Genomic DNA, 25,477 nt, shown 5'->3' on the forward strand with positions numbered 1-25,477 from the left:
CAATTCGTTCACAAACGGAACGAACACGGTATGGTTGAGTCTCCTAAGATGTTAAAATTTGTATTTCCCTTACAATTTCATTATAGCACGAAAAATTTTAAATAAAACTAAATATTTGTGACGTTTATGTGAATTAAAAACCAAAAGGGTTGTTATACTTTTGCTGTAGATTTCTGCCCCACCCAACTAGTGAAATAATCAACAACACGCTCTAACATAGCTAAACAAAACAGGGTTCTATTCATTAGAACCCTGTTTTTAGTTATTTTTCACTTACTTTCGCCCGTTTGATAAAGAACGCCAGAATTAAGGCTACAGCAGCAAAACCTGTTGCAAAAATAAATGCATCATTTATACCGTCAATCGTGGTTTGCTTCATGATTTGACTGTAAATCGTAAGGATTGACAGTTCATTTCCTGCCGCTGAAGGCAGATGAGTATAAGATGCTAAGTATTGACCTATTTGAGATATTTTACTTGCTATAAATGGGTTTGTACTTGTAACAACATTTTGATACTCTCCGTAATGATAAGTTTGCCTTGTAGACATGATGGTAACTAAAAATGCGGTTCCAATACTTCCGGCAACTGTTCTGGCCGTATTAGATGCTGCCGTACCATGTGCCGCAAGATGTCGAGGCAACTGATTCAGCCCTTCTGTCATAACAGTCATCATCAAGAAAGACATACCAAACATACGGAAAACATACAGAATTAAGATATGAGAATAAGATACTGACATATCAAGTTTTGAGAATTGCCATGTAGTAATGACCGTAATTAATAGTCCAATAACAGCAAGCGGTCTGGAGCCGATTTTATCAAATAATTTTCCAGAGATCGGTGACATGATCCCCATCACAATTGCCCCCGGAAGCAATAGAAGACCTGATTGCAGGGCAGTATACCCTCTGATGTTTTGTAAATAAATCGGCACCAAAATCATGGCGCCCATCATGGCCATGTTGATAATCATACTAATAATGGTCGTCAACGCAAAGATGTCATATTTGAAAACTCGAAGGTCAAGCATGGGTTTATCCGTTGTAAGTTCGCGTATAACAAATGCAATTAATGACAAAACCCCAATTACAAGTGATATTACAACAGTGGCACTCGTCCAGCCATCATTTCCCGCTTCACTGAATCCGTACAAAAGAAATCCAAATCCAATCGTGGAAAAAATGAAACCAGGAAAATCAAATTTTCGATTCGATCTTTCGGTAACGTCCTTAAGCCATAAAACGCTAAGGATAATATCTAGTATTCCAATAGGAATTACAACATCGAATAGCAATCTCCATGAATAATGAAGTATAAGCCAACCTGATAATGTCGGCCCAACCGCAGGAGCAAATATCATAACAATCCCCATAACTCCCATTGCCGCGCCGCGTTTTTCAGGAGGATATAAAGCAAAAATAATAGTCATTAACAGCGGCATGATAATTCCTGCGCCAGCTGCCTGAACAACTCGGCCTACCATTAGCATGCTGAAGTTGGCCGAAAACGAACAAATGACAGACCCAATCGTGAACAACAACATAGCAGTAATGAATAATCTTCTGGAACCGAACTTCTCAATGAGGAATGCAGTAATCGGGACGAATATTCCGTTTACAAGCATGTATCCAGTCGATAACCATTGTACGGTATTCGCCGATATACCTAAATCATTCATAATATGAGGAATGGCCACATTAAGCAATGTTTGGTTTAAGATCGCTACAAATGCACCAAGCATAACGGCTATCATAATCCTGCCTTTTGAGGACTCCACATCAGCCGAAGAAAAACGGGAATTTTTAGTCTGTTTCTCTTCTTGTATAGGTTTTACGTCAGCCTCAACGTACTCAAGGGCAGGTGCTGCGATGGCGGATTCTTTAAGAAGCTCTACTAACGGTTCTTCAAGATCCGCACTTTCGTCTTCTTTATCGATCTGAATTTGTTCAATCACTTCCGACTGTTCGATTTTTTCTGTTTTTTCTAATGTCGTGGTTTCAGGATTTAATTTTTCATCTAGGACATTTTCATTTCTCGAGTTTTCACTCTTAATGCTATCAATACTTTCCTGTTGATACGGAAATTCTGTCCGTCTTCCTCTTTTCGAACGATTCTTTCCCCTTTTTGCAAACAGATAATTTATCAAAATCAGCACCAAAGCACTGAAAATGATATAAACCGTGATTAATATTGACATCTTATCACCTACTTATGGATTCTCACGGTCACGTTCATACCTGGAACAAGATTTAATCCCTTAGCATCATCAATACTGATTTTTACAGGAATTACTTGCGTAACTTTTGTATAGTTACCGCTCGTATTGCTAGTTGGCAATAATGAAAAAGTCCCTGCTGTTGCAAGCCCGATCGTTTCAATTTTCCCTTTAAGCGTTGTGTTAGGGAATGCATCCACATAAATATCTACATCTTGGTTTGTCGCAATATCATCAATTTTTGTTTCGTCAATATTTGCTGTTACCCATAAATTACTAAGATCGTACACTGTAGCTAATGGTGTTCCAGCAGCAACAAAAGAATTTTTCACAGCATTTGATTGAACAACAGTACCGTTAGATGGCATTGTGACAGGTATATTAGTTGGTGCAGCTGCTGCTCCAGTTCCAGTACCTGCAGCAAGAACGGTTCCAATTTGTTGATCTTTTGAATAAGAACTTCCCTCTTTCCCATTCCAATCTGTTAATTTACCTGTTGCAGGAGCGACAATCGAAACCTGCTGACCAGAAATTTGAGCATTGTCCGTGCTTAAATAATTGACAGCGTTATTGTAATACGCATAAGCACCGAAACCTCCACCCACTAAAACTAATAAAATGATCACATTTAAAATAATCATTTTTCCTAACTTCATTATTGTTCCTCCTCGGTATTCATGATTGATAGCACATTTTCATGCAGCTTTAATAATTGCTCGATATTTTCCTTCGGCATATTGAGCAGCTCATTCATTTTCTTGATAAAAATTGAATCAGACATAAAATGCTCAAAAATACCCTTCCCTTTGTCCGTCAAATGAATAGACACTGAACGTCGGTTTTCTGGCGGGACGACCCGCACTACGAAATCATGCTGAACTAATCGGTCAATCACTCCACTGACTGTACTATTTGTCGACTTTAGTTTTTCAGCTAAATCTCCCAACCCAATATTTGGATTCAACGAAATGAGATGAAGTGTTCTAAGTTGAACAACTGTTAGCCCTGCCCGATCTGCATCTTTTTTCAATAATTTATAAATAGCACGATTGATTTCTACGAACGATTCGAGCACTTCATTATTCAGGGTGTACATTTTAACCTCCTCTTTTTGCAAATCTAATTATTCCTACTAAAACATTTCGCATGCGAAATATTCGTTCAATGTTAGCATTATAAACAGTTATACATTAGTATGTCAACAAAAAAACATTTCACGCTTTATAGATCTTCGAACAAAAAAAGGCTTTCCCTTGAGGAAAACCAATTTGTAATAAAAACTATTTATTTTGTCCCAGGTGCTGGATGATCGACCCCTTTGACATGATGGCTGTGTCCAGAGTCTTCTGTAGTATAAAAATCATAATAATGAACATGCATACCATTCCCTACTGGTATCGCCGGCCCTGAATACGCTCGATAATGATGGGTATGGCCATCCTCGAATAATACAAACCCTTCTGTGTAATGGATATGTCCTCCATCTTCAGTTGGAATAGGCGGAGAAGTAACATCCAAACATTGATGTACATGCCCTGCACTCATTCCGGTATAATCTACTGAACCATGATTATGATTCGGTACAAATCCAGGTACAAAATCATCCTTACTTGTTGCTCTCATCATATCCCCCTTTCCTATCATGTATTTTGTTACACTATATGCCTAAAATGAACAAAATATTTTCCTTCGCACTCAACAATTGGAAAATAATTCTCCCTTTTCATTAGAAAAACATTACATAAGCAAAAAAATGATTCGCATACTATTTTTGTAACAACGATTTTTATCATGAAAGAAGGTAAATGAAATGACTGTAGGAACTCAAGTAAAACAAACGATTGCTGGATTAAAAAGTGCACAAGCAAGCTTTGAAACCTTTGCATTACAAACAGAAAATAAAAATGCAAAGCAATTATACCAACAGGCTGCCCAACAAACTCAAACTATTATTGACAGCATTGAACCTCGCCTTCAGGAAATTTCTACTGAAGAACCGCAATATAATCAATAATTTAATGGTTGGCAGTTTTGCCAACCCCTTTTTCTATATAAAAATGAACAGAAAGGAAGGTAGAATGTGACAGTTGCCTCAAATGTGAAACAATGCCTTGCCACATTAAAGGGAGTTGAAGCTCAATTATCTTCTCTTGCCTTAAATTCGTTAGAGGAAGAAGCGCGGATCGTTTTTCATGAATCGACAATGCTCATTGGTAACATTAAGAAGGATCTGCAGTACCGTGTTCTAGAATTGGAACGTCAGGAACCGCAATATAGCGGGTCATAATTTTTAGAGGGTGAACACAATGCCAGGATGGATTTTTATTATTTTTCGTTCTATAATCTTTTTGCTGCTTTTATTCTTAACAACCAAAATAGTAGGAAAGAAACAAATCTCTGAACTCTCTTTTTTCGAATATGTAGCAGGTATTACCATTGGAAGTATTGCCGGAGAAGTTGTAACAGGATTGGAAAGCAATGCCTACCACGGAGCATTGGCGATTATTGTATTTGGACTAGTAACATTTTTTGCAGACTATTTTTCATTACATAGTAAAAAATTCCGTGATATCGTTGAAGGTAAAGGAACAGTGATCATAAAGGACGGGAAAATTCTTGAAGATAATATGAAAAAAGAAAAATATTCAACAGATGAAATTTCTGCCCTTCTTCGCCAAAAAAATATATTTAGCATAGCGGATGTTGAATTTGCGGTGATTGAGCCTCGTGGAAATTTAAGTGCTTTATTAAAAAAGGAAAACCAGCCTCTTACTCCTAAAGATTTAGGAATGAAAGTGGCAAACGAAAAAGAACCGCAAACAGTTATTATGGATGGAAATATAATAGATGAAGCATTACGTTGGACGGGTAAAGGCAGAGGATGGCTATATACAGAATTAGAAAAATTAAATATCACTCTGGATAATGTTTTCCTCGGGCAGGTTAATTCGTACGGGGATTTAACAGTTGATCTTTATGACGATAAAATTCAAGTTCCTCAGCCTACTAATAGACCCCTATTATTGGCTACGTTAAAAAAAGCACAAGCAGACCTGGAAATATTTTCGCTTGCTACAACATGTGAAGATTCAAAAGAAATGTATAAAAAAAATGCCAAGTTGTTGCAGGATACCATTGAAAAGCTTCAACCTTATCTAAAAGCATAGCTAACCGAAAAATCCTTATCAAGCATAAATGATAAGGATTTTTGCACTTTTAGGAATGATTCTATTGAGTAATAGCATTTTATGAATGATCCCACAAATATGAATCTATCTGAAAGATAGTGATCATACCTGACAATTAGTTTGATTACTGCTTGGGCCCTCTTGTTTATGTGATACGTAACTGTGCAGGACCATTCCGCCCATTACGAAAATAACGCCACACCAAGCCATAAAAGTGGGCATCGTAGATTTTAACAGCCATAACTCCCCTAGTAAGGCTAATAAAACCTCCATAGACTGTGTAGCTTCTACCGAAGCAAGCTTTTGCATATTCCCTCTGACTAAATCCGTAGCTTGAAAAAATAGTACTGTAGCAATTACTCCAGAGGAAATTGCTACTAATCCGGATTGAATTGTTTGATCTGGACTGGGCAGCCCCACGGTATAGAGCCCAAAGATAGAGAGGACGATCCAAAACGGGAGACTAGCTAGTGTCATCCCTAACACTCTTTGAAAAACATCAAGCCTTCCTCCACAAACCTCCATCATTTTCCTATTTCCTAGCGGGTAAGCAAAGGACGCGATGACTACAGGAAAGACCCCTAAAAACAAAGCCATGAAAGTTAAATTCTCGGCCTGTTGGAGCTGCATTAGGATAATACCTATCAATATCACCAAAGACATGGATAAACCCTTAAATGGAATCTTTCCTTTGATTTGAATGGATCCTTTTTCAGTAGATACTGTTTCGTAAAAAAAAGGAGCCAAAAAAGAACCGGAAATGATCGTCATTTGCCATGTTGCCGCGATAAGCCATCCAGGTGCATAAGATGAAGAAAAACAAAGTGGTGCATAAAACAAACCAAAACCGACAGTGCTCCACAAGATCCAAGTAAACGGCTGTTTCTTCATTTCAAGAAGTAATGGTTTTAAGTTTTTTCTCATTATTACTATAATAATGAGAAATGGAACCATAAAAAAATAACGTAACGATGCACTCCAAATCCAGCTGCCCCCTGCGAGATCCATTGCCCTGTTGAGAATAAACGTAAAGGCAAAAAAGAAGGCTGCCAGGATACCTAATATGATTGGACGCATTTTTCCTCTTCCCCTTATTCTTTTTTAATAATATTTTGATTTCACTATTGTATCAAATTTTCAAAGAATTATGTGAATATATATACAAATTCCCTTCTTATAGAAACTTGAAGCCTTTTGATTTTCATACGGACAAATGGAATGGGAAGGAATAAATTAGAAAGTGGGGACAGTGAAATGTTTGGGAAAGTCTGAACCAGGCTTTTTTTTCAGTGGCTAGAGGATAGCAAAAAACAATATTGTGTGAAAGACTTTGGTTTTGTCTTTGAGCAAATATTAATAATTAAAAATAAAAACATAACTCCATTATGCGGTGTTATGTTTTTATTTTTAAGCTATGTTAAAACATACATATTGAAAATCGCTCAATTAATGTGAGGATTAAACAACAACGTGCTTTACCATAGCGTTTTATTAAATGTATTCAATTACTACATCTTCTAATGGCAATCTTGTTGTTTTATGTGCAGGTGCAGCTGCTTTTCCAATTGGAATTAACACAAGAGGGAAATAACGGTCTGGAACATTAAATCTTTGAACAAACTGCTCTTTATTAAAACCAGCCATTGGTACTGTATCATAGCCTCGATCTTTAGCAATTAACATGATTTGCATGGAAACTAGCCCCGCATCAAATGTTGCAATATTTTTACGAACTTCTTCTGGTGCATTGGGATAGAGGTTATTTGCACTTTGAATAAGGCGATCCATACTTGTTTCATCTAAATAACCTGCTTCAAATGCACTGCGATATACTTTATCAACACTTTCATGCATTTCTTTATCACCTAAAACGGCAATAACTGCCGACGCGGTTTCAACTTGCTCTTGATTATAAGCAATGGTTTTAAGTTCTTTCTTAACTTCCTGATCTTGAATCACCATAAATCTCCATGGTTGGAGATTGCTGGATGAAGGAGCGAGGGTTGCTTCTTTAATGATATCTTGTACTTCTTCTTTTGAAATCGTAAAATTTGGCTCATATTTTCTTACGGAACGGCGTTCTTTAATTACATCAGATAAACCTTTTGTTACAACAGAAGTAGACATACTTTTCCTCCTTTTAAACTTACTTTTAGTAAGTACGAAAACATCTTACTATTAGTAAGTACCTTTCGTCAAGCAAAAGGATTATGGTATGATACAAATAGATCAGCAAAAAAGAGGTATTTAAATGAGTGAATCCATGAAAAATAATTGCCTGCCTCAAAGTGAAAAGGACATTCAGCATATATGCACTAATTACCACAATACCATTGAGTTTATCGGTAAACGATGGATGGGTGCTGTTATCTATGTTTTACTTAAGGGACCAATGCGATACCATGAAATCGTTTCCGCCATCCCTGGTATTTCTGATCGATTGCTTACAGAAAGACTCCGTGATTTGGAAAAAGAAGGCCTCATTAAAAAAAATGTGATTGCCACCACACCAAAAAAAGTAGAATATGAATTAACCACAGCAGGAAAAGAACTTGAAGATGTGATCAATGCCCTCATTAAATGGACGAATAATCAGAAAAATTCTCACAAAAAATAAGGCTGACTCTCTTGTTCACATAAGAGTCAGCCTTTACGATTATGGTGTTCGCCTATGAAACAACCCCATTACTTCGATCGTTTCCGTAATATTGACAAAAGCACATGGATCGACTTCAGTTATAAGTGTTTTGACTTCATTTAGCTCATACCTGGATATAACGGTAAATAAAACATTTTTATTGTCTTTTGAATAGCCTCCCATGCCATCCAAAATCGTTAACCCTCTGTACAGGTTAGACAATAAATGCTCTCTCATTTTCTCCCCATTATTTGTTATGATCATTAAAGTTAATTTTGCATGTTCCGTATAAATAGTATCTACCACTTTACCTGTCACAAAAATGGCAACAAGTGTATTAAGTGCAGCATCCCAGCTAAACAAAAAACCGCTAATAACAATCACTACAGCATTCATTCCAGACAAAAGAACACCAATTGGAAAATCCATGTATCTGGAAACAATCATGCCAATAATATCAAAGCCGCCAGTCGACCCCGAACAGCGAAAGACAATTCCAACTCCTAGCCCAGTTAATGCACCACCAAAAATAGATGAAAGAATTTTATCATTAGCAATCGGAAATACTGGGATTACATAGAGCCCTATAGATATGATGAGTACCGAAAAAATGGAATAAATAATAAACTTTTTTCCAAGTTTTATGTAGCCAATAATTAATAAAGGCAAATTTAATAAGAGATTCGCCACCCCTGTATTGATTGGAGTGACCATCCCTAAGATCATGGAAATCCCGCTCAATCCCCCGCTTAATACTTGATGTGGAATGAGAAACAAATTAAAGCTAATGACGATGATTAATGACCCTGCGATGATGCCAAATTGCTGCATGAAAGTACCCCCTAAAACCGGAAATATTTAATTTAAAATCATACAGGTTAAGCGATCTAATGTAAATATGATAGTTTTTTACAATAATACTTAATTATTTGAATAATCTTTCGATTGACAACTCCGCTATAATATATATACTATATTATTATATTAAACTTCATAAATAAATCCTCATCCAAACCGATGAGGTAGAGGTCGCGTTTTTTATGAGTAAGGCGGACGAGATACAGAGATATTGCTGACTCCGCATGAAAGGAAAAATCGCCGAAGTGTACTGTATATCTCTGAAGCAGTATGCTGGGGCTGTTTCCGAACAGGAACAGAACTGTCACGCATGGTCTAACCAGCCATGCGTGTTGAGCTATCTTTCGGAAGGTATGATGCGGGATATTCAAAACGCCAGCGAATCATCTTCGCTGGCGTTTTTTATTCCAAACTCCTTCCATAGCTAAAAATATAGAAAAAGGAGTTTTTATTATTATGCAATCATCACAAATACAGAAGGATCTCGCATATAGAGAAAAGTCTGGATCTCAAAAAGATCCAAGTCAATTAAGAAGGAGTTTAAAATCTCGACATCTAACGATGATTTCACTTGGGGGCACAATTGGTACCGGGTTGTTTCTTGCCAGCGGCGGAGCGATTTCAAGCGCGGGACCGGGAGGCGCCATTCTTTCTTATTTAGTGATCGGCGTTATGGTTTATTTTTTAATGCAAAGTTTAGCTGAAATGGGGGCATACATGCCTGTAGCAGGGAGCTTTAGTACTTATGCTACCAAGTTCGTTGACCCATCCCTAGGATTTGCACTTGGTTGGAATTATTGGTATAACTGGGCCATTACCATAGCAGCAGAGCTTTCAGCTGTTACGATGATTATGAAATTTTGGTTCCCTCATACTCCTTCATTATTATGGAGCAGTATTTTCCTTGTGATTATGTTTTTGTTGAATTACCTTTCGGTAAAAGGCTTTGGAGAAGCAGAATATTGGTTCTCATTAATAAAAGTTGTTACAGTTATTATCTTCATTATTGCCGGTACTTTAATGATTTTTGGAATTATGGGAAATCATCCGGTAGGTTTTAAAAATATGACAATTGGTGATGCACCGTTCCATGGCGGCTTTATGGCGATGTTAGGAATTTTTATGGCAGCAGGATTTTCTTTCCAAGGTACAGAGCTTTTAGGTGTTGCTGCCGGTGAAACAGACGACCCAGGAACAGCCATTCCTAGAGCCGTAAAATCCGTTTTTTGGCGGATACTGTTATTCTATGTTCTAGCTATCCTTGTTATTGGATTATTAATCCCGTATACAAACCATAATCTTTCTAACAGTGATGTCAGCGTCAGTCCATTTACACTTGTTTTCCAAAAAGCCGGTATTGCTTTTGCTGCTTCTGTTATGAATGCGGTCATTTTAACAGCTGTCCTCTCAGCGGGAAATTCAGGCATGTATGCATCTACTAGGATGCTGTGGGATTTGGCCCGGGAAGGAAAAGCACCTAAATCTCTTGGTAAATTAAATAAAAATGGTGTACCTGTTAACGCATTAATTGTTACAACATTAGTTGGGACATTGGCATTTCTGGCCTCATTGTTTGGTGACGGTACCGTTTATAACTGGCTGCTAAACGCATCCGGTATGTCGGGCTTTATTGCCTGGCTTGGAATCGCAGTGTGCCATTACCGTTTCCGGAAGGCATATGTAGCGCAAGGCAAGGATTTAAATCAATTACCATTTAAAGCTAAATTATTTCCATTTGGCCCTATTTTCGCATTCGTCGTCTGCGCCTTTGTTGTCTTAGGCCAAAACTATACAGCCTTTACAGGTGCACATATTGATTGGAATGGTGCATTGGTATCATATATCGGGCTTCCTTTATTCTTTATTACATGGCTTGCCTATAAATTTATAAAGAAAACGAAATTCATTCCATTGGATCAATGTGATTTATCCATAGATTCGTCAGATTAAACAAAAAACTATTCATCACAATTTACTAATGCAGGATAATAAAATAATGATCAAAAACGGCTCCGAACGGAGCCGTTTTCTTTTCCAAAAGCTATGTTAAAGAACAATATTGATATATGCAGACTGTTGATTGGAGCGGAAGGCACGGAGACTCCTCGGAAATGCTAACGCATTTCCTTCTTGAGTGGGTGAATTCAAGGAAGTCATTCAATGTCCTGCGGTAGTACGGGGCTTGGGGATACCCACAGGCACTTTAGCGCCGAAGAGGCTCCCCGGCACTCCCCTGAAAAGCGATGTGCATGGAGCGGAAATCAACAGCCACGTTTAACAGCGCTTTTCCAAAAGCTATGTTAATACAATTTTGTTGATTCTTTGTCCCTCAATCGATTTGATCAACATAATGATGTCATGTAGCAAAGTGAGTGATTTCAAAAAAATAAAGGATCCTAATAGGACCCTTTTATTTTAAAACTCAGCATTTCCAGGTGTTCTTGGGAATGGAATGACATCACGTATATTCGTCATACCTGTTAAATACATGATTAATCGTTCAAAACCAAGACCGTATCCAGAATGCTTTGTTCCACCATATTTTCTTAATTCTAAATACCACCAATAATCTTCTTCCCTCATTCCCAATTCTCTAATCTTGGCTGCGAGAACCTCTTCACGCTCTTCACGCTGGCTTCCGCCAATCAGTTCGCCAATACCTGGAACAAGCAAATCTGTTGCTGCCACTGTTTTTCCATCTTCATTTAATCTCATATAAAATGCTTTTATTTCCTTTGGATAATCAGTTACGAATACAGGTTTTTGGAATATTTTTTCACATAAATAACGTTCATGTTCTGTTTGCAGGTCAGCGCCCCATTCTATAGGGTAAGCAAAAGTTTCACCTGAATTCTTTAACAATTCAACGGCTTCAGTATAAGTAACAATGCCAAAATCTGAAGTATAAGCATTATTTAATCGATCCAATAACCCTTTCTCTACAAAACTGTCAAAGAAATTCATTTCTTCAGGGGCTTGTTCTAATACATAGCCAATTACATATTTCACCATTTCTTCGCCTAGTTCCATGATGTCTGGCAATTCAGCAAATGCTATTTCCGGTTCAATCATCCAAAACTCAGCAGCATGTCTCGCGGTGTTCGAATTTTCTGCTCTAAAAGTCGGCCCGAACGTATAAACATTACGGAATGCGAGTGCATAACATTCAGCAGAAAGCTGACCGCTTACTGTTAAATTTGTTTCACTGCCGAAGAAGTCTTTTGTTGAATCGATTTTGCCTTCCTCGTTCTTCGGAAGATTCTCCATGTCCAAAGTGGTGACTCTGAACATTTCACCAGCTCCCTCTGTATCACTTCCAGTAATAATCGGAGAGTGTACGTAGACAAATCCTTTTTCCTGAAAGAACCTATGAATAGCATACGCCGCTAACGATCTAACGCGGAAGACTGCAGCGAAAGTATTTGTTCTAGGACGCAGATGGGCAATCGTTCTCAAATATTCAAATGTATGTCTTTTCTTTTGAAGCGGGTAATCAGCATCAGAAGTACCTTCAATCGTAATACTGTTTGCCTTTATCTCAAATGGTTGCTTTGCATTAGGAGTGTGGATAAAATCCCCCTCCACTTTGATCGAAGAACTAATCGGAAGTTTAGCAATATCTTTATAATTCGTTAACTGGTCATCAAAAACAATTTGAACACTTTTAAAAAAGCTGCCATCATTCAATTCAATAAAACCAAATGTTTTGGAATCTCGAATCGTACGAATCCATCCAGAAACTTGAACCTTTTGGTCAATGAAACTTTCTGTATTTCTGTAAAACTCCTTTAACAAGGCTTGTTTCATTTCATTTCCTCCTATATGTATAAAGTTAAGCAGCAGTCATCACAATATTCCTTAACTGCTTGTTGTTTAAGACGAAATAAATGACCTCTCATCCCGTGTGGGACGAAAGGCCATTCGACTTATAGTACTGGTTATCTTTTATCCCTTCAATATTATATTAAAAACATCAGAATTAAGCAATATTCAACAAATTCACTGCCTGTGATTACTTAAAAATGAAGCTAATTATTATTCACTTTAAAATTTTCAGAAAAAATAGAAGGAAATAATACGTTTTAGTCGAAATATATATAAAACTGATTCTTGATTTAACGAGGTGGTAAATATGGATAAAGTTACCTGTATCGCCTATCTTTTGTATAACTCATCTAAGAATCAAGACATCAAAGAAATAGCGATCCAATTATTAAATGGAGAAATTTCCATGCGAGATTTAAAGAAAAATTTACCCATTCAAGCGCAATTCGGAATCGCTGAATCCTTATTTAAAAAGAATCAAATCAATAAGAAAGATGTACAACTTTTTGTTGAAGAATTCATGACTATTGAAGTTTAAGTTATTTTTTATATGTTTATTACATAAACATTATTACCACTTCCAGTTTGCACAGAAAATCCTTTATAATAATGAACCTCATTGGTTCACACTACACAGTTTTTCAACACGATGATTCACAGACGATGATTATGAATAAAAATAATCATAAATCACTCTCTTGTATTTTTTTGCCAACCTGCTTTTTCCCTTTTAAATTGAAAATTAATATAAAGAAAGGTGATTATAATGGTAGAAATTAGTGTAACAGTTATGTATGAAGGTATGTCTTATTTAACAAATGTGATTACTGACCGAAATACTTCAGATGAAGAAATCTTGCGATTAGCCTATGAACAGGTTCGAAAGCAATGGGAAAAATAACAAAATAAAAAAGCTGTATGATTCGAAACCATCGAAACATACAGCTTTTTATTGTTGCACTATTTTTCTAATGTATAGGTTTCATTTGGAACCCCATTCATAAGGGGGCTGATTCCGTCTATAGCAAATAATTGTAATTCATGCATCGCACGAGTACAGGCAGTATAAAAAAGCTTTCTCTCGCTTTCGTGTTGATATTTTGAGCAATCATAAAGAATCACTGCGTCGAATTCAATCCCCTTCGCCAAATAAGAAGGAATTACCAGAATTCCCTTCTCATATGACAGCGTAGCTTTTTCTATTAAAAATACCGGTAAGGTTGACTTAAGTAATTCAAATGCCTCTTTACTCTCTTCTGCTGTTTTGCAAATTACTGCAATTGTTCTGTGACCTTCATTTTGAAACTGTATAATTTTAGCCGCTATTTTTGTTTTTATGTTTGTTCTGTCTAATAAGGTCACATTCGGTTTTCTACCCAGGCGATTGAATGGAATAATTTCTTCACGGGTTTCAATTAGCTCTCTAGAAAATTCCACAATCTCCTTAGTGGATCGATAAGTTTTATTTAAAACAAATGTTTCCGTATCCTCATTAACAGCCAAGTCTGTTAGTATTGTTTCAGCTCCGGTAGCCCCCGAATAAATCGCTTGATTGAAATCACCTAACAAAGTCATTTTACTAAACGGAAACAACTGCTGGATAAATGCAAATTGAAATGGAGTGTAGTCCTGGGCCTCATCAATAAAGATATGGCGAATGGAGGTGTTGGATTTCCTACCTTCAATCTGTTCTTGTAAGTAAACATACGGAGTAGCATCCTCGTAAGGAATCACGTTGTTTTTCAAATGAAGACGCGTTTGGCTCTTCATTTGCTCCCAGTTTACCGGTACATTTACGCCATAATCATTTTCTGTCCTATATAACCCGAGATAAATCTGCTGCATATCAATGAATTTCATGGTCTTAACCAAACGGAACAATGGCCTAAATCGTTCTTTTACAACCATGTCAGCCAAGAGTCTTTGCTCTCTTTCGAAATCATCAAAACTATTTTCTGTAAACTGCTGTTTTCCTTCTAGTTTCTTATAAACCTCTAAATAATCCTCTTTTTCAAGATACTGGATCTCTTCCTCCACCCAGCTCTTCAAGCGTTCTCGTTTCATCCAGCGCTTTAATTCCTTTACAAGCCATTCTTTCACTAATTGTATTCGGTTCGATATCGTGAAATTACGGTCCAAGGAATAAAAGTAATCATGTATTTCCCGATGAGAAATTAGGACATCTCCCCTGAATCGAAAATCTTTAAAAATAAGTCCATCGTCCGATAACCCATCTGCGTATGCATCCACCATTTTTTTGAAATCTGTGGTCGCTTTAAAACGAATCCCATTAACTCTTGTTAAATATCCTTCATCAGATTTGGCTGTTAATAAGTATTCCATTTGAACGAAAGGATCTTCTACCGTGAATTCTTTCCCCAGCCTTTGGAGCAAATATTCTTGAAAAGTTACTTGCTGCATATTTTCTTCGCCTAATTCCGGCAATACAGTTGCCACATAACTGTTGAATAAAGGGTTTGGCGAAAAAAGCATAATATTCTCTGATTTCAATGTGCTGCGATATCGGTATAGTAGATAAGCAATGCGCTGAAGTGCTGCAGATGTTTTACCGCTTCCTGCAACTCCTTGGACGATCAATAATTTGCTCTTCTCATTACGTATTATGGCATTTTGTTCACGTTGAATCGTAGCCACAATGCTTTTCATTTGGCTGCTGGCATTATTGCCCAATACTTCTTGGAGCATTTCATCACCAATCGTTACACCTGTTTCGAACATTCCTTTAATGATAGAAGCTCTAATAATAAATTGCCTTTTTAATTTCATTTCTCCGATAATATCTCCCTCAGGAGTCGAATATTGTGCTGGCCCTGGCGGGTAATCATAGTAGAGGCTTGAAATAGGAGCTCGCCAATCATAAATGAGGAAATTCTCATCATTTTCATCCATCAGTGATGAAATCCCTAGATAAACCTGATCACTTGTCTTTTCCCCGTTTTCTAAAAAATCGATGCGACCAAAGTACGGAGAGTCTTTTAGCCTATAAAGTGTTTTAAGTTGGGTATCCAGCTGCCCGTAAGTTCTTTCCCTTTCAGAAAGCAATTCAGCCTGCTGTTTCAAACTTGCCGCAGTTTCAATCACATCATCTGGTTCATCCAAATTAACTGTGACATCCTCCCAAAATGTTTTTCGGAGTTCTAGGACATCAGAACTGACAGTTCCAGCATTTTTTGATAATTTATTTATTTTTTTATAAATTTCTGTAACAACTAAATCAACTCGTTCCTGCTCCGACTGCCAGCCTTTTTTCTGCAAGTTACCCATCAAACCACTCCCCTAAAAAAATTAGCTCTGTCCTATTGACAGCAACGATTAAAAATGTTAATGTTATAGTAGGTAATTATAAAAAAATGAAGAAAAACATTTTATACCATTTGTCATTCTATCATGCTACGTGTGTTTTTTCAAGATAAATTTCATTCATGTTCAAAAACGCCCTTAAGGCGTTTTTTTGTTTCCTTTTTTCATCCTCCCTCAGCTTTTAATTTTATCCAATCAATAAGAAAATCCCAATCATTCCTTTCATCATTATTATCCGAAAAATCTTCTAAAAAATGATAAAAATAAATTGACAATATAAATGTCTAAATCATATAATTTATCTTGAAATCAGTTATTTTTAATTCGAGATATTTACTTTCAAAACAAATTGGAGGAGAAAAATGATGACTAAATCAAAATGGGCTTTAGATGTAGCACATAGCAGTGTAGATTTTTCAGTTCGACATATGATGATTGCTAATGTAAAAGGGTCTTTCAACAGCTTTAATGCTGTTATTGAAGCTGACCCGACGGATTTAACTTCTGCTTCCATTGAATTTACAATTGAAACAGCAAGTGTTGACACTCGTAACCAAGATCGTGACGGTCACCTTGTTTCTGCCGATTTCTTTGATGTGGCAAATTTTCCATTAATGACATTTACATCAACTGATATTGCCAAAATTAATGATGATGAATATAACGTAACGGGAGATTTTTCACTTCACGGTGTAACAAAGAAAGAAACTTTTAAGGTAACCTATGAAGGTTCAGGAAAAGATCCATGGGGAAATGAAAAAGTTGGATTCAGTGTAGAGGGGACTGTAAATCGTACAGATTATGGCCTAGTTTGGAATGCTGCACTGGAAACTGGCGGTGTTCTTGTTGGTGACAAAGTAAAAATCAATCTTCAAATTCAAGCTGCGAAAGCAGAGTAAATTTTCAAATATATTATTGAAAGCTCCCCTTTCTTCGAGGAGCTTCCTTCTTTAAATTATAGGTTAATTCTAACCCTTGCTCCATTTGGTACCAAATTTGATAGCTGTAACACATCCCGATTAAACATCCTTACACACCCGTGCGAAACAGCCTTGCCAATCGAACTCGGATCATTGGTCCCGTGTATGCCATAACCTTGTTTTGAAAGAGAAAGCCATAAAACACCATACGCCCCCCCTGGATTATATTGCCTATTGACAATGACATAATCTCCCGCCGGCGTTTGAGTCAGCATTTTCCCAACAGCTATGGGGTAGATTTTCATCAATTTGTTATTTTGATATAATGTAAGTCTTTTTTTACTTACGGAAATTTCAATGGTATATGGAATTGTGCTCGGGTCTGGGATCCCGGGAATTTGAATCTTTTGCCCAACAAACAATTGACTGATTCCTGGATTTGCGTGATAAAGGCTATGGAGGCTGACCCGGTAATCAGCTGATATGGATGCCAGCGTTTCACCGGGCCTCACAGTGTGAATCATGGAGATCCCCCTTTTTCATTAGCATATGCCCCCGTTTTCCTATTGACTTAAAATTGAGCTAATAAAGCAGAAAAAGCCGCAATCATCAATCTATGATCACGACTCATCATCTATCTTTAATGAATTTCTATTCGTTTTTGTTCGATATGTGGAATGCTTATTTTTGGACATTTAACTGTAAGAATACCATTGGTAAAAGTGGCAACTATCGTGTCTTCATTAATGTCTTTAGCATAAAAACGGCGGACAAATTCTCCAAAGTGCCTTTCCTGACGAATAAAGCTTTCCATCTCATCCTTTATATGTGATTCGCGTTTGGCAGAAATCGTTAAATAATGATGGTCATATTCCACTTTGATGTCCTCTTTTGAAAAGCCCGGCAATTCTGCCTCTACAACATAATGATCGCTGCAATCTCTAACATCTGTACGGAAAAAATTAGTCTCACTGTGAACGGGAGCAAAGAAATTGTCATTGAAAAAATCACTGAAAGAATCCCACATCTCGGTACTCAAATCCCTCGCTCTTTTTTTAAATGGCGCTAAGTAGGTCATGGTTGATTCCTCCTTTTCTTTGCAACTTAAAAAATTTCATTTATATTATATAACACCAATATAAAAATGTAAATTATTTACATTTTTATACCATTTAACTTATAATAAACTTATTAACCATATATTTTTTGCTATGAGGCATTTCTTTTCATTATTCCATTCTAAACATCGGCGACATATCCTCCCGAATAAAATGGATATAAAAATAATCATTGCTGGAGGGATCATAAATATAATCTTTTTTCCAGTCATCAATGTTTTCGATTATTTCCTTAATCGCTTCAACAAAGAATAATATTTCTTGGTTGCTTATTATCGGATGTAGAGAAAATCGAACCCAACCGGGTTTTGTCGACAAATCCCCATGATTTATTTTCTCCATAATTTGTTTAGATGAGTTTTGATCGATATGAAAAAGATAATGACCATATGTTCCCGCACACGAACATCCTCCTCTTACCTGGATGCCGAATCGATCATTTAATAATCGAACAATCAAGTTGTAATGAATGTTTTCAATATAAAACGAGACAATCCCCAATCTCTCTTTCATATGTCCTTCCAATATATGAACTTGAGGTATTTTTTCCAAAAGAGGAAGTAAAAGGTTTAATTGTTCTTTCTCCCTCTTTAAAATATTTTCTACTCCCATTTGATCTTTTAAATTCAAGCACAATGCAGTTCTGATCGCTTGTAAAATCCCTGGCGTTCCTCCATCTTCCCTAAGTTCGATATCATCATAATATTCATGTCCTCCCCACGGATTTGTCCACGTTACGGTGCCTCCTCCTGGATGATCAGGAATATGATTTTTATAGATTCGGGAATCAAATACAAGAACACCACTCGTTCCGGGTCCTCCCAAAAACTTGTGCGGCGAGAACAAAATGGCGTCCAATTTTTCTAAAGGGTCTTTCGGATGCATGTTGATTTTCACGTATGGCGCTGCTGCAGCAAAATCAACAATACATATACCTTCATGCTGATGCATGATTTTCGCAAGTTGATGATATGGAGTTTGTATACCTGTTACATTTGAACAAGCAGTAAATGACCCAATTTTCAAGCTCCTATCCTTATATTTCTGTAGTAGCTCCTCTAAATGACATGGGTCAACCAAACCATTTTCATCAGGCTGAATGATTTCGATATCGGCTATTGTCTCTAACCATGAGGTTTGATTCGAATGATGTTCCATATGGGTTAAGAAAATAATCGGGCGCTCTTTTTCAGGGAGTCTTAATCGATCTCTCCAGCGTTCATGTATCCTCATCCCTAATATTCGCTGTAATTTATTCATAACAGCGGTCATACCAAAGCCATCAAGAATCACAACATCATTTGAGTCGGCATTTACGTGTTCCTTTATAATCTGCTTTGACTGTTTATATATTCCCGTCATCATTAAGCTGGTGACATTTGATTCTGTATGGGTATTAGCCATATATGGCCCGAAAACCTCAGATATTTTTTGCTCGATCGGTCTGTACAGTCTTCCACTGGCAGTCCAATCCCCATATATAATGGTTTTATTTCCATAAGGTGATGCAAATTCCTGATTGATCCCAATGACGTGTGGACGAAACGTGTTAAAATATTGCTCGAGATTTACAGGAATTCGATACGTTTTACCTCCAAGTCTCGCTGTAATCATTCGCTCCCACCCCACAGTTATTTGCTAACCAATATATGCATTGAGGGGTTTCAATGGAATAATGGTAATAAAGAAAACTCGCCGACTGGCGAGCCCGTTAGGGCGAAGACAAAGGCGTAGTTGCACTTATGCCTGATAGGAAAACTTTCCTATCGGCTAAAAAAAGAAGAATCCCTATCTGGAATTCCTCCTTTCTATCCATATATCAAAACTCCATTTTAACTGAATGAGGGTTTTTTTAATGAACACTGTACGCTTTCCATATAGAGTTCAGGGGCAAATTCAGCTAATTTTTTGATAAAATAGCAGGTTTCAGGAAAATGATGTTCTATAAAACGCAGTGTCGTTTTATTTAAAATTCTTTCGCCTTTGTACTTTTCAAGGACAGACCTAATATACAGATTCATTTCAATGACAGTTCTCCCTACCTCAAGCGCTAACTGCCTTTGTCTGGGAAATCCTTGCTCAATAAAACGTAAATAGCCCTTTATATGGTGATTTTGAAGAATAAACATCTGAAATCTGTTGGCAAATTGATCTGCCTGCCTTTCAACCGTTAATTCAATAGGATCTGTTACGTTTCTCAGCAATATAATGTGCCCTAATTGGTCTTCCAACCACAAATCCAGCAACTGATCCAGTCTTAACGGAGCAGGCTGCTGACCGTTGACATAAAAGGATAGAAGACGCAAATATTCTTGATTCTCATTTAGAGTTCCGTTCAAATAAGTGGGCGACAAATTCAGGTTGATTTTATTTTTTATCCTCAGATTTTGGATATAGCCTTCAAAACGATAGTAATCGTAAGCAACGGGGTATGCTTGTTTAGCAAATAAAATCATTTCATTTTCTGAAAAGGTAAGATTGGGATCCAATTTCTTTAATTCATCGATCAATCCTCCGAATAATCGAATAAAACTTTCTGCAATGGAAATTTCTTTTTTCTCTGTCACAGACAAATGATCTCTGACAAAAATGGCATGATCTTGTAGAATTTCCACCCAAAAAAAATGCTCTTCCCAATCACTAATTGACACAGCCATCGAATATCCCCCCTATTAAAGGATATTCATGTCCATATTAAAATATCGTCATATTAAGGAATCTAATCATTTATTTCACATTAGAATTTACAATTTTCATAAAATCCTGAAGAGTAGTTGAATATTTGATATATGTTCTTGGCAGCAGATACTGTTCGTCTTTAAAGTCTGTTTTAATATATGGTCCGGGGGTTGTGGTTAACCCGAAAAGATAATACTTTTTGGTTTCAGCTATCACTTGAGAGTTAAAGTTGCCAAATGGATAAGAAAGAGCGATTACTGGTTTTCCAGTAATTTGTTCAATTTTATTCTTAGAGTCTTTTAATTCCTCGATAAAACGGTTGGCCTTTGTTAAGTCAGGATGTGTTGCGGTATGCGATTGAATGGAAATCATTCCGGACTCAGCAAGAATCTTCAAGTCCGAGTTCGAAAGTCGATTGGGTCGGCCAATGAAATCTGAAATGATAAAAAAGGGTTCTGAAGGTCTAAACGAGCCTGTTTGAATTTTCTTAAATACATCATAAACTGTTAAATTGTTTTTATACCCATCATCAACAGTTATGAGAATCGGCTTTTGAACTTTATTTATATCTTTCCATTGTTCAAAAGTTAATAAGGTAAAACCATTATTTTTTAAATAATTCATTTGTTTTTCGAAGTTTTCCGGGGTGACGTATAACTCTTTTAAACCATGTCCAGGAAATTGAGCAATGGAGTGATAAACTAATATAGGGACACGTTGTTGTGCATGGCTGTATGATGGGGTCACTTGGATGAGTAAACAACAAATTATTAGGATTCTGTATTTCATATAATCACTCGCTTATGACGTTTTTTTTATCTTTTAACAACATCATAACTGCTATTCTTACATAATTTTTTCATAGCATTGATAAGGAACTGAACGAAAAGGAAATCGAATCATTCCTCGCGGTTGATATCCTGCCTTTTCATATATCGTTAGAGCCCTTTTATTTTCGGCATAGACGTCAAAACGAATACTCGTAAAATCATTCTTTACCGCATAGGATTCTGCGAATTGCACCAGCTTTTTCCCGTAACCTTTTCCTTGAAATAAGGGATGAACGCCTAAACGATGAATGATTAAAGGCTTCCCATTCATATCTTCCCACGGCAAATCGTTATATTTACTACTTTGCTTAGGGTCCAATACAACGGCACCGGCTAGTTGGTTTTCCTCGTATAATCCAAATAACGTTCCCTTTTTTAAGTCATTTTTAATGATAAAGGGATTGGGATAGAAGAAATCCCATTGATATACGCCATTACTGCGCAAATTAGCAGTAATGGCCGAATAAAACCGCTTAACCTTTTTACAATCATTCTTAGTAACGGGCTGAATTTCCATATCATCACCTTACTCATAGTTTAAAATTCAAGAAATACCTTTTGGTTAAAACCCAAATAAAGTGGTCAATTATGAGTCAATGTACTTATTATCATTTTAAAAATATCATTTTCAGCTATTTTTTCCTCTTCTGTTGTTGAAAGGATTTGGGTTACACGCAGTCCGAAAGAAAATGTCATCAGTAGTACTGCCATTTTTTCTGCGTCGATATTTTCTGGAATTACGCCATTCTCTTGGCCCCTTTTAATCCATTTTGCTCCTGTTTCTTTACTAAATTTATAAATCTCTTTTAAAATGTTTCTAACCTTTTCGTTATCCTGACTTAGTAAATAGACAAAAATGTAATTTCCCACATCTTTTGAATTCTGTCTCGAGTAGAAAAATTGGCTAATTACTTCAAAGGTTTCTTCCCCAATGTTTTCGTTATGAAGAGAACGAGCGATTGACTGATTAAAAGCTTCATTCATTTCTTCGATTTTTGATTTTAATATCAACCCAAACAACTCATCTTTACTTTCAACATAATGGTAAATAGCACCTTTTGATAAACCTGTGCGTTCAATGATATCTTTCAAGGTGGTGTTTCTGCAGCCTTTTTCCAAGATAATGTCCTCAGTTGTATTTAAAATGTGCTGAAAGCTCGAATTATTGTAAATCGTTGAGTTTGTCATTAGAATATCCTCCACAGTTTCTTATATAGCTGCAATTAGAAGATCCAAGCGTTTTTTCGCATATCTTCTATATAATATTGTCCAAAGAATCGCCACTCCGATTGCTCCATAAAAAACCACTTGTGAAACAGCTAAAAATGCAGGAATTGAGAGCTCATATACTAAAATGGTTTTTATTATAGCTTCACCAAGCAAAGTAATTCCCCAAATAACCGTCATAATCCTTATAACAAAGCGGAAATAGGGCAGCTCCCAATTCTTTGCAAATTCCCCCTTCATATCATCCTGATTATTGACACTGAAACGAATAGCAAAATGATAGATAAGAGGTTTTGAAAAAAATAATGACCCAATAAATATGCATCCTAATAAACCTGTCACCAATGATTCGCGAAGCAATATCAGCCTTTCATTTCCGCCTAGCATAAACGCAAGCAAACTTAAGATAAATCCTGTTAACATAAATAATCCGAATGAATCTGATCTCCGATGTTTTAAGAGATGATAAAGGTTGTCAGCCAATGGGATTAGGGTAGCTATAAGCAAAGCGTTAAAACTAGAAAAATAATGTAGCAATAAATTATACACCACCATTGGAATGGCCCCATTAATAACCATACTTAAAATAATACTTTGAATCAATTTCCTTTTTGAGGTTATATTCACCTTTCGCTCTCACCTTTCATTGTAGTTAGATTTATTTTACAAACCGACCGTCGGTATGTCAATGGTTATTTCCAATCTTATTTTATTTTACCAATAAAAGTAATATGCATTGAATCAAACAAACCCTTTCTTTGCAATCCACACCCGGATTTTTCGCTTTCTCTTTACTGAAGTGTTAAAATATCCATTATCGAAAACAGAAGGAGAAGTATTCATGACCGATTACAAAGTTTTATTTCTAGATATTGATGGAACCATTCTTACCCCTGACAACACGATTGAGGAATCAACCAAATCTGCCATTTCTCAGGTGCAGGAACTTGGGATAGAAGTCTTTTTAGCCACAGGCAGGCCCCTGCATGAGTTAGATGAAATGGCAAAAGAATTAAATATTCATTCTTTCATTGGCTACAATGGAGCATACGCAGTTTATAGAGGAGAAGAGTTATTTAATGAACCAATGATGAGTTCTACTATTGATCAATTCTTGGAAACCGCCAACTTACACCAACACGAAGCTATTTTATATACAAATAACGAAAATGTATTTACACATATTCAATCACCTACCACCCAAGATTTTATTTCTTATTTTCATTTATATAAAAATGCTTCATATTCTCCCGTTATCAATGATCAAGTTCTCGGAATGACATTGTTGAATTTAAAGGAATCGGATATCTCCTTTTATGAAACAGAGGCTGACATTCATTTATCACAGGTTAATGTGGAAGGAATGCGGCACTGCTACGATGTTATTCGTGATCAAGTAAATAAAGGTTACGGTGTTCAAATGGTTTTAAAACACCTTGGCATTGATAAGCAATGTTCCATTGCTTTTGGAGATGGAATGAATGACAAAGAGATGCTCAGCAATACCGGGGAAAGCTTTGCCATGGGCAACGGACATCCTGATATTTTTCAGTATGCAAAGCATAGAACAACAAACGTTACAGATTCTGGAATATTTAACGGGCTAAAAAAATTAGGATTAGTCAAATGAATAAATATAAGCCCAGTAAATACTTGGGCGTTGATTTTCCTCTTCTATCCATCATGTGGTTACGACAATTTATACAAAGCTACGAAAAAAATGCAGAGACATATCACTCTGCATTTTCATATTTTTGTTAAAATAATCCCAAGTAACGCTGTTAGTACTCCGATCATTTGATAACTTTTTAATTTTTCATGGAAAAGGATAAACCCTGCAAGTATTACCACTAGGCAATTGAGGCTTACAATTGGAAACACAATGCTGGCCGTACCAGATTGAAGAGCATAAAAATAACTGCTGTACCCAATTATACTTAAAACCCCAACAAGCGCCCCGACATTCCCTTCAGATTTTTGCCACTTTTCCTTATTAATCAAACTGAAAACAGCCAAATAAACCGCTCCGCCCCCATACATCGAAATCAGGATCTCCAACGAGTGAATATGTAAAAAGGCGGTTGTTTTCATCAAAATGCCTAAAAGACCAAATGACATGATGGAAAAAATAATCCTACTGATCCAAGGCCGATAATTGACAAAATGGCCTGATCCCGGTGAGTATTGTATCACAACAGCTGAGCCCAGCATAAACACTATTCCCACCCATTGAAGAACTGCAATGTGTTCTTGGAAGATAATTCCTGCACTTAAAATAGGAAAAATCGCATTAGTACCAACAAGGGGAGATGTTAAACTAGCTGGTCCGGCTTCAAATGCTTTCGCCATTTGAATATTTCCATTCGCATTTAAAATACCAATTAATGAACCAAGGAAAATGCCGTAAATCCCCAGATGAAAACCTCCGGAAAAGAAGCCGTAGCAAAGTGTCAATAAAAAGGCTGTTATATAAAAGAAAAATTGCAGATGAAGTTTGGATAAACCCTTCCCGGAACTCCACTTGAAAATCGTATTATTTGTACCGAAACTAAGCATTGTTACAATTGCGGCTGCCACCCACATGATGCACCTTCTCTCGTTTTCAATTTACATCCAAATCATAACCCCTGAAACCTTGTTTAACAATCGTTTTTT

General features: G+C 36.6%; 27 protein-coding genes, 1 pseudogene and 1 riboswitch. Of the genes and pseudogenes, 10 read left to right on the top strand and 18 right to left on the bottom strand.

Annotated elements, in window-relative coordinates:
* Positions 1–262 precede the first annotated feature (262 nt).
* The 4 genes from HPT25_RS23890 to HPT25_RS23905 form a co-directional block, all read right to left on the bottom strand.
* Positions 263–2,200, bottom strand: coding sequence for a DHA2 family efflux MFS transporter permease subunit (locus HPT25_RS23890; protein ID WP_173069962.1), 1,938 nt, complete (start codon positions 2,198–2,200; stop codon positions 263–265).
* A gap of 8 nt (positions 2,201–2,208) precedes the next feature.
* Positions 2,209–2,877 carry an HlyD family secretion protein gene (locus HPT25_RS23895; protein WP_173071435.1) on the bottom strand — a complete coding sequence of 223 codons (669 nt, stop codon included), beginning with the start codon at positions 2,875–2,877 and terminating at the stop codon, positions 2,209–2,211.
* Complete coding sequence (locus HPT25_RS23900; RefSeq protein ID WP_173069964.1) at positions 2,874–3,314, bottom strand: MarR family winged helix-turn-helix transcriptional regulator; 441 nt, start codon at positions 3,312–3,314, stop codon at positions 2,874–2,876. The genes HPT25_RS23895 and HPT25_RS23900 overlap by 4 nt, the downstream gene beginning before the upstream one ends.
* A gap of 188 nt (positions 3,315–3,502) precedes the next feature.
* Positions 3,503–3,841, bottom strand: a complete 339-nt coding sequence (locus tag HPT25_RS23905; RefSeq protein WP_173071437.1) for a YmaF family protein — start codon at positions 3,839–3,841, stop codon at positions 3,503–3,505.
* 187 nt (positions 3,842–4,028) lie between these two features.
* Here HPT25_RS23905 and HPT25_RS23910 point away from each other — a divergent pair, with 187 nt between their 5' ends.
* The 3 genes from HPT25_RS23910 (at position 4,029) to HPT25_RS23920 (ending at position 5,385) form a co-directional block, all read left to right on the top strand.
* The gene (locus HPT25_RS23910) at positions 4,029–4,232 is read left to right on the top strand and encodes a DUF1657 domain-containing protein (RefSeq protein WP_173069966.1); all 204 of its coding nucleotides are present in this window, start codon (positions 4,029–4,031) and stop codon (positions 4,230–4,232) included.
* A 66-nt stretch (positions 4,233–4,298) separates the two neighbouring features.
* Positions 4,299–4,505 carry a DUF1657 domain-containing protein gene (locus tag HPT25_RS23915; protein ID WP_173069968.1) on the top strand — a complete coding sequence of 69 codons (207 nt, stop codon included), beginning with the start codon at positions 4,299–4,301 and terminating at the stop codon, positions 4,503–4,505.
* A 19-nt stretch (positions 4,506–4,524) separates the two neighbouring features.
* Positions 4,525–5,385, top strand: coding sequence for a DUF421 domain-containing protein (locus HPT25_RS23920; protein ID WP_173069970.1), 861 nt, complete (start codon positions 4,525–4,527; stop codon positions 5,383–5,385).
* Positions 5,386–5,508: 123 nt separating this feature from the next.
* Here the strand turns inward: HPT25_RS23920 and HPT25_RS23925 are convergent, their stop codons facing one another.
* Positions 5,509–6,483 (bottom strand): DMT family transporter, encoded by a 975-nt coding sequence (locus HPT25_RS23925; protein WP_173069972.1) that lies wholly within the window; start codon positions 6,481–6,483, stop codon positions 5,509–5,511.
* 207 nt (positions 6,484–6,690) lie between these two features.
* On the opposite strand from HPT25_RS23925, the pseudogene HPT25_RS29430 reads away from it, so the two are divergent.
* A pseudogene (locus tag HPT25_RS29430) lies at positions 6,691–6,861 on the top strand (YvbH-like oligomerization domain-containing protein); the annotation flags it as partial.
* Between the two features lie 36 nt (positions 6,862–6,897).
* On the opposite strand, the gene HPT25_RS23935 reads toward HPT25_RS29430, so the two are convergent.
* Positions 6,898–7,533, bottom strand: coding sequence for a nitroreductase family protein (locus tag HPT25_RS23935; protein WP_173069974.1), 636 nt, complete (start codon positions 7,531–7,533; stop codon positions 6,898–6,900).
* 124 nt (positions 7,534–7,657) lie between these two features.
* Between HPT25_RS23935 and HPT25_RS23940 the strand changes: the two genes are divergently transcribed.
* The gene (locus HPT25_RS23940) at positions 7,658–8,023 is read left to right on the top strand and encodes a winged helix-turn-helix transcriptional regulator (RefSeq protein WP_246277273.1); all 366 of its coding nucleotides are present in this window, start codon (positions 7,658–7,660) and stop codon (positions 8,021–8,023) included.
* Positions 8,024–8,062: 39 nt separating this feature from the next.
* Here the strand turns inward: HPT25_RS23940 and HPT25_RS23945 are convergent, their stop codons facing one another.
* Complete coding sequence (locus HPT25_RS23945; protein WP_173069976.1) at positions 8,063–8,875, bottom strand: YitT family protein; 813 nt, start codon at positions 8,873–8,875, stop codon at positions 8,063–8,065.
* Between the two features lie 184 nt (positions 8,876–9,059).
* A riboswitch (Lysine riboswitch) is annotated at positions 9,060–9,250 on the top strand.
* Between the two features lie 108 nt (positions 9,251–9,358).
* Here HPT25_RS23945 and HPT25_RS23950 point away from each other — a divergent pair.
* Positions 9,359–10,852 (top strand): amino acid permease, encoded by a 1,494-nt coding sequence (locus tag HPT25_RS23950; RefSeq protein ID WP_173069978.1) that lies wholly within the window; start codon positions 9,359–9,361, stop codon positions 10,850–10,852.
* 465 nt (positions 10,853–11,317) lie between these two features.
* Here HPT25_RS23950 and asnS read toward each other — a convergent pair whose 3' ends face one another.
* On the bottom strand, positions 11,318–12,709 hold the full coding sequence (asnS, locus tag HPT25_RS23955; RefSeq protein WP_173069980.1) for an asparagine--tRNA ligase: 1,392 nt from the start codon (positions 12,707–12,709) through the stop codon (positions 11,318–11,320).
* A gap of 325 nt (positions 12,710–13,034) precedes the next feature.
* Here asnS and HPT25_RS23960 point away from each other — a divergent pair, with 325 nt between their 5' ends.
* Both HPT25_RS23960 and HPT25_RS23965 read left to right on the top strand, forming a co-directional pair.
* The gene (locus tag HPT25_RS23960; RefSeq protein ID WP_173069982.1) at positions 13,035–13,265 is read left to right on the top strand and encodes a hypothetical protein; all 231 of its coding nucleotides are present in this window, start codon (positions 13,035–13,037) and stop codon (positions 13,263–13,265) included.
* A 228-nt stretch (positions 13,266–13,493) separates the two neighbouring features.
* Positions 13,494–13,628: a BA3454 family stress response protein gene (locus HPT25_RS23965; protein ID WP_173069984.1), complete on the top strand. Its 135-nt coding sequence runs from the start codon at positions 13,494–13,496 to the stop codon at positions 13,626–13,628.
* 59 nt (positions 13,629–13,687) lie between these two features.
* On the opposite strand, the gene helD is transcribed toward HPT25_RS23965, so the two are convergent.
* The gene (gene helD, locus HPT25_RS23970) at positions 13,688–16,012 is read right to left on the bottom strand and encodes an RNA polymerase recycling motor HelD (protein ID WP_173069986.1); all 2,325 of its coding nucleotides are present in this window, start codon (positions 16,010–16,012) and stop codon (positions 13,688–13,690) included.
* A 401-nt stretch (positions 16,013–16,413) separates the two neighbouring features.
* Between helD and HPT25_RS23975 the strand changes: the two genes are divergently transcribed.
* A complete protein-coding gene (locus HPT25_RS23975) occupies positions 16,414–16,947 on the top strand; it encodes a YceI family protein (RefSeq protein ID WP_173071441.1) in 534 nt (177 codons plus the stop codon).
* 56 nt (positions 16,948–17,003) lie between these two features.
* Here the strand turns inward: HPT25_RS23975 and HPT25_RS23980 are convergent, their stop codons facing one another.
* From HPT25_RS23980 to HPT25_RS24015, 8 genes are all read right to left on the bottom strand, one after another.
* Positions 17,004–17,492 carry a L,D-transpeptidase family protein gene (locus HPT25_RS23980; RefSeq protein WP_173069988.1) on the bottom strand — a complete coding sequence of 163 codons (489 nt, stop codon included), beginning with the start codon at positions 17,490–17,492 and terminating at the stop codon, positions 17,004–17,006.
* Positions 17,493–17,608: 116 nt separating this feature from the next.
* Positions 17,609–18,046 (bottom strand): Hsp20/alpha crystallin family protein, encoded by a 438-nt coding sequence (locus HPT25_RS23985; protein WP_173069990.1) that lies wholly within the window; start codon positions 18,044–18,046, stop codon positions 17,609–17,611.
* Between the two features lie 151 nt (positions 18,047–18,197).
* A complete protein-coding gene (locus HPT25_RS23990) occupies positions 18,198–19,700 on the bottom strand; it encodes an aminotransferase class V-fold PLP-dependent enzyme (protein WP_173069992.1) in 1,503 nt (500 codons plus the stop codon).
* A 218-nt stretch (positions 19,701–19,918) separates the two neighbouring features.
* Positions 19,919–20,743 (bottom strand): DUF2935 domain-containing protein, encoded by an 825-nt coding sequence (locus HPT25_RS23995; protein ID WP_173069993.1) that lies wholly within the window; start codon positions 20,741–20,743, stop codon positions 19,919–19,921.
* Between the two features lie 70 nt (positions 20,744–20,813).
* Positions 20,814–21,512, bottom strand: a complete 699-nt coding sequence (locus tag HPT25_RS24000; protein WP_312857327.1) for a polysaccharide deacetylase family protein — start codon at positions 21,510–21,512, stop codon at positions 20,814–20,816.
* 99 nt (positions 21,513–21,611) lie between these two features.
* Positions 21,612–22,112 carry a GNAT family N-acetyltransferase gene (locus HPT25_RS24005; RefSeq protein ID WP_173069997.1) on the bottom strand — a complete coding sequence of 167 codons (501 nt, stop codon included), beginning with the start codon at positions 22,110–22,112 and terminating at the stop codon, positions 21,612–21,614.
* Between the two features lie 65 nt (positions 22,113–22,177).
* A complete protein-coding gene (locus HPT25_RS24010) occupies positions 22,178–22,783 on the bottom strand; it encodes a TetR/AcrR family transcriptional regulator (RefSeq protein ID WP_281368243.1) in 606 nt (201 codons plus the stop codon).
* Between the two features lie 21 nt (positions 22,784–22,804).
* Entirely contained in the window at positions 22,805–23,449 is a 645-nt protein-coding gene (locus HPT25_RS24015; RefSeq protein WP_312857328.1) for a VC0807 family protein, read from the bottom strand.
* Between the two features lie 214 nt (positions 23,450–23,663).
* Between HPT25_RS24015 and HPT25_RS24020 the strand changes: the two genes are divergently transcribed.
* Positions 23,664–24,452: an HAD family hydrolase gene (locus HPT25_RS24020; protein WP_173070001.1), complete on the top strand. Its 789-nt coding sequence runs from the start codon at positions 23,664–23,666 to the stop codon at positions 24,450–24,452.
* Between the two features lie 116 nt (positions 24,453–24,568).
* Here the strand turns inward: HPT25_RS24020 and HPT25_RS24025 are convergent, their stop codons facing one another.
* A complete protein-coding gene (locus HPT25_RS24025) occupies positions 24,569–25,405 on the bottom strand; it encodes a DMT family transporter (RefSeq protein WP_173070003.1) in 837 nt (278 codons plus the stop codon).
* Positions 25,406–25,477: the final 72 nt, after the last annotated feature.

Origin of the sequence: Neobacillus endophyticus, from assembly GCF_013248975.1 — a bacterium.
Lineage (GTDB): Bacteria > Bacillota > Bacilli > Bacillales > Cytobacillaceae > Neobacillus > Neobacillus endophyticus.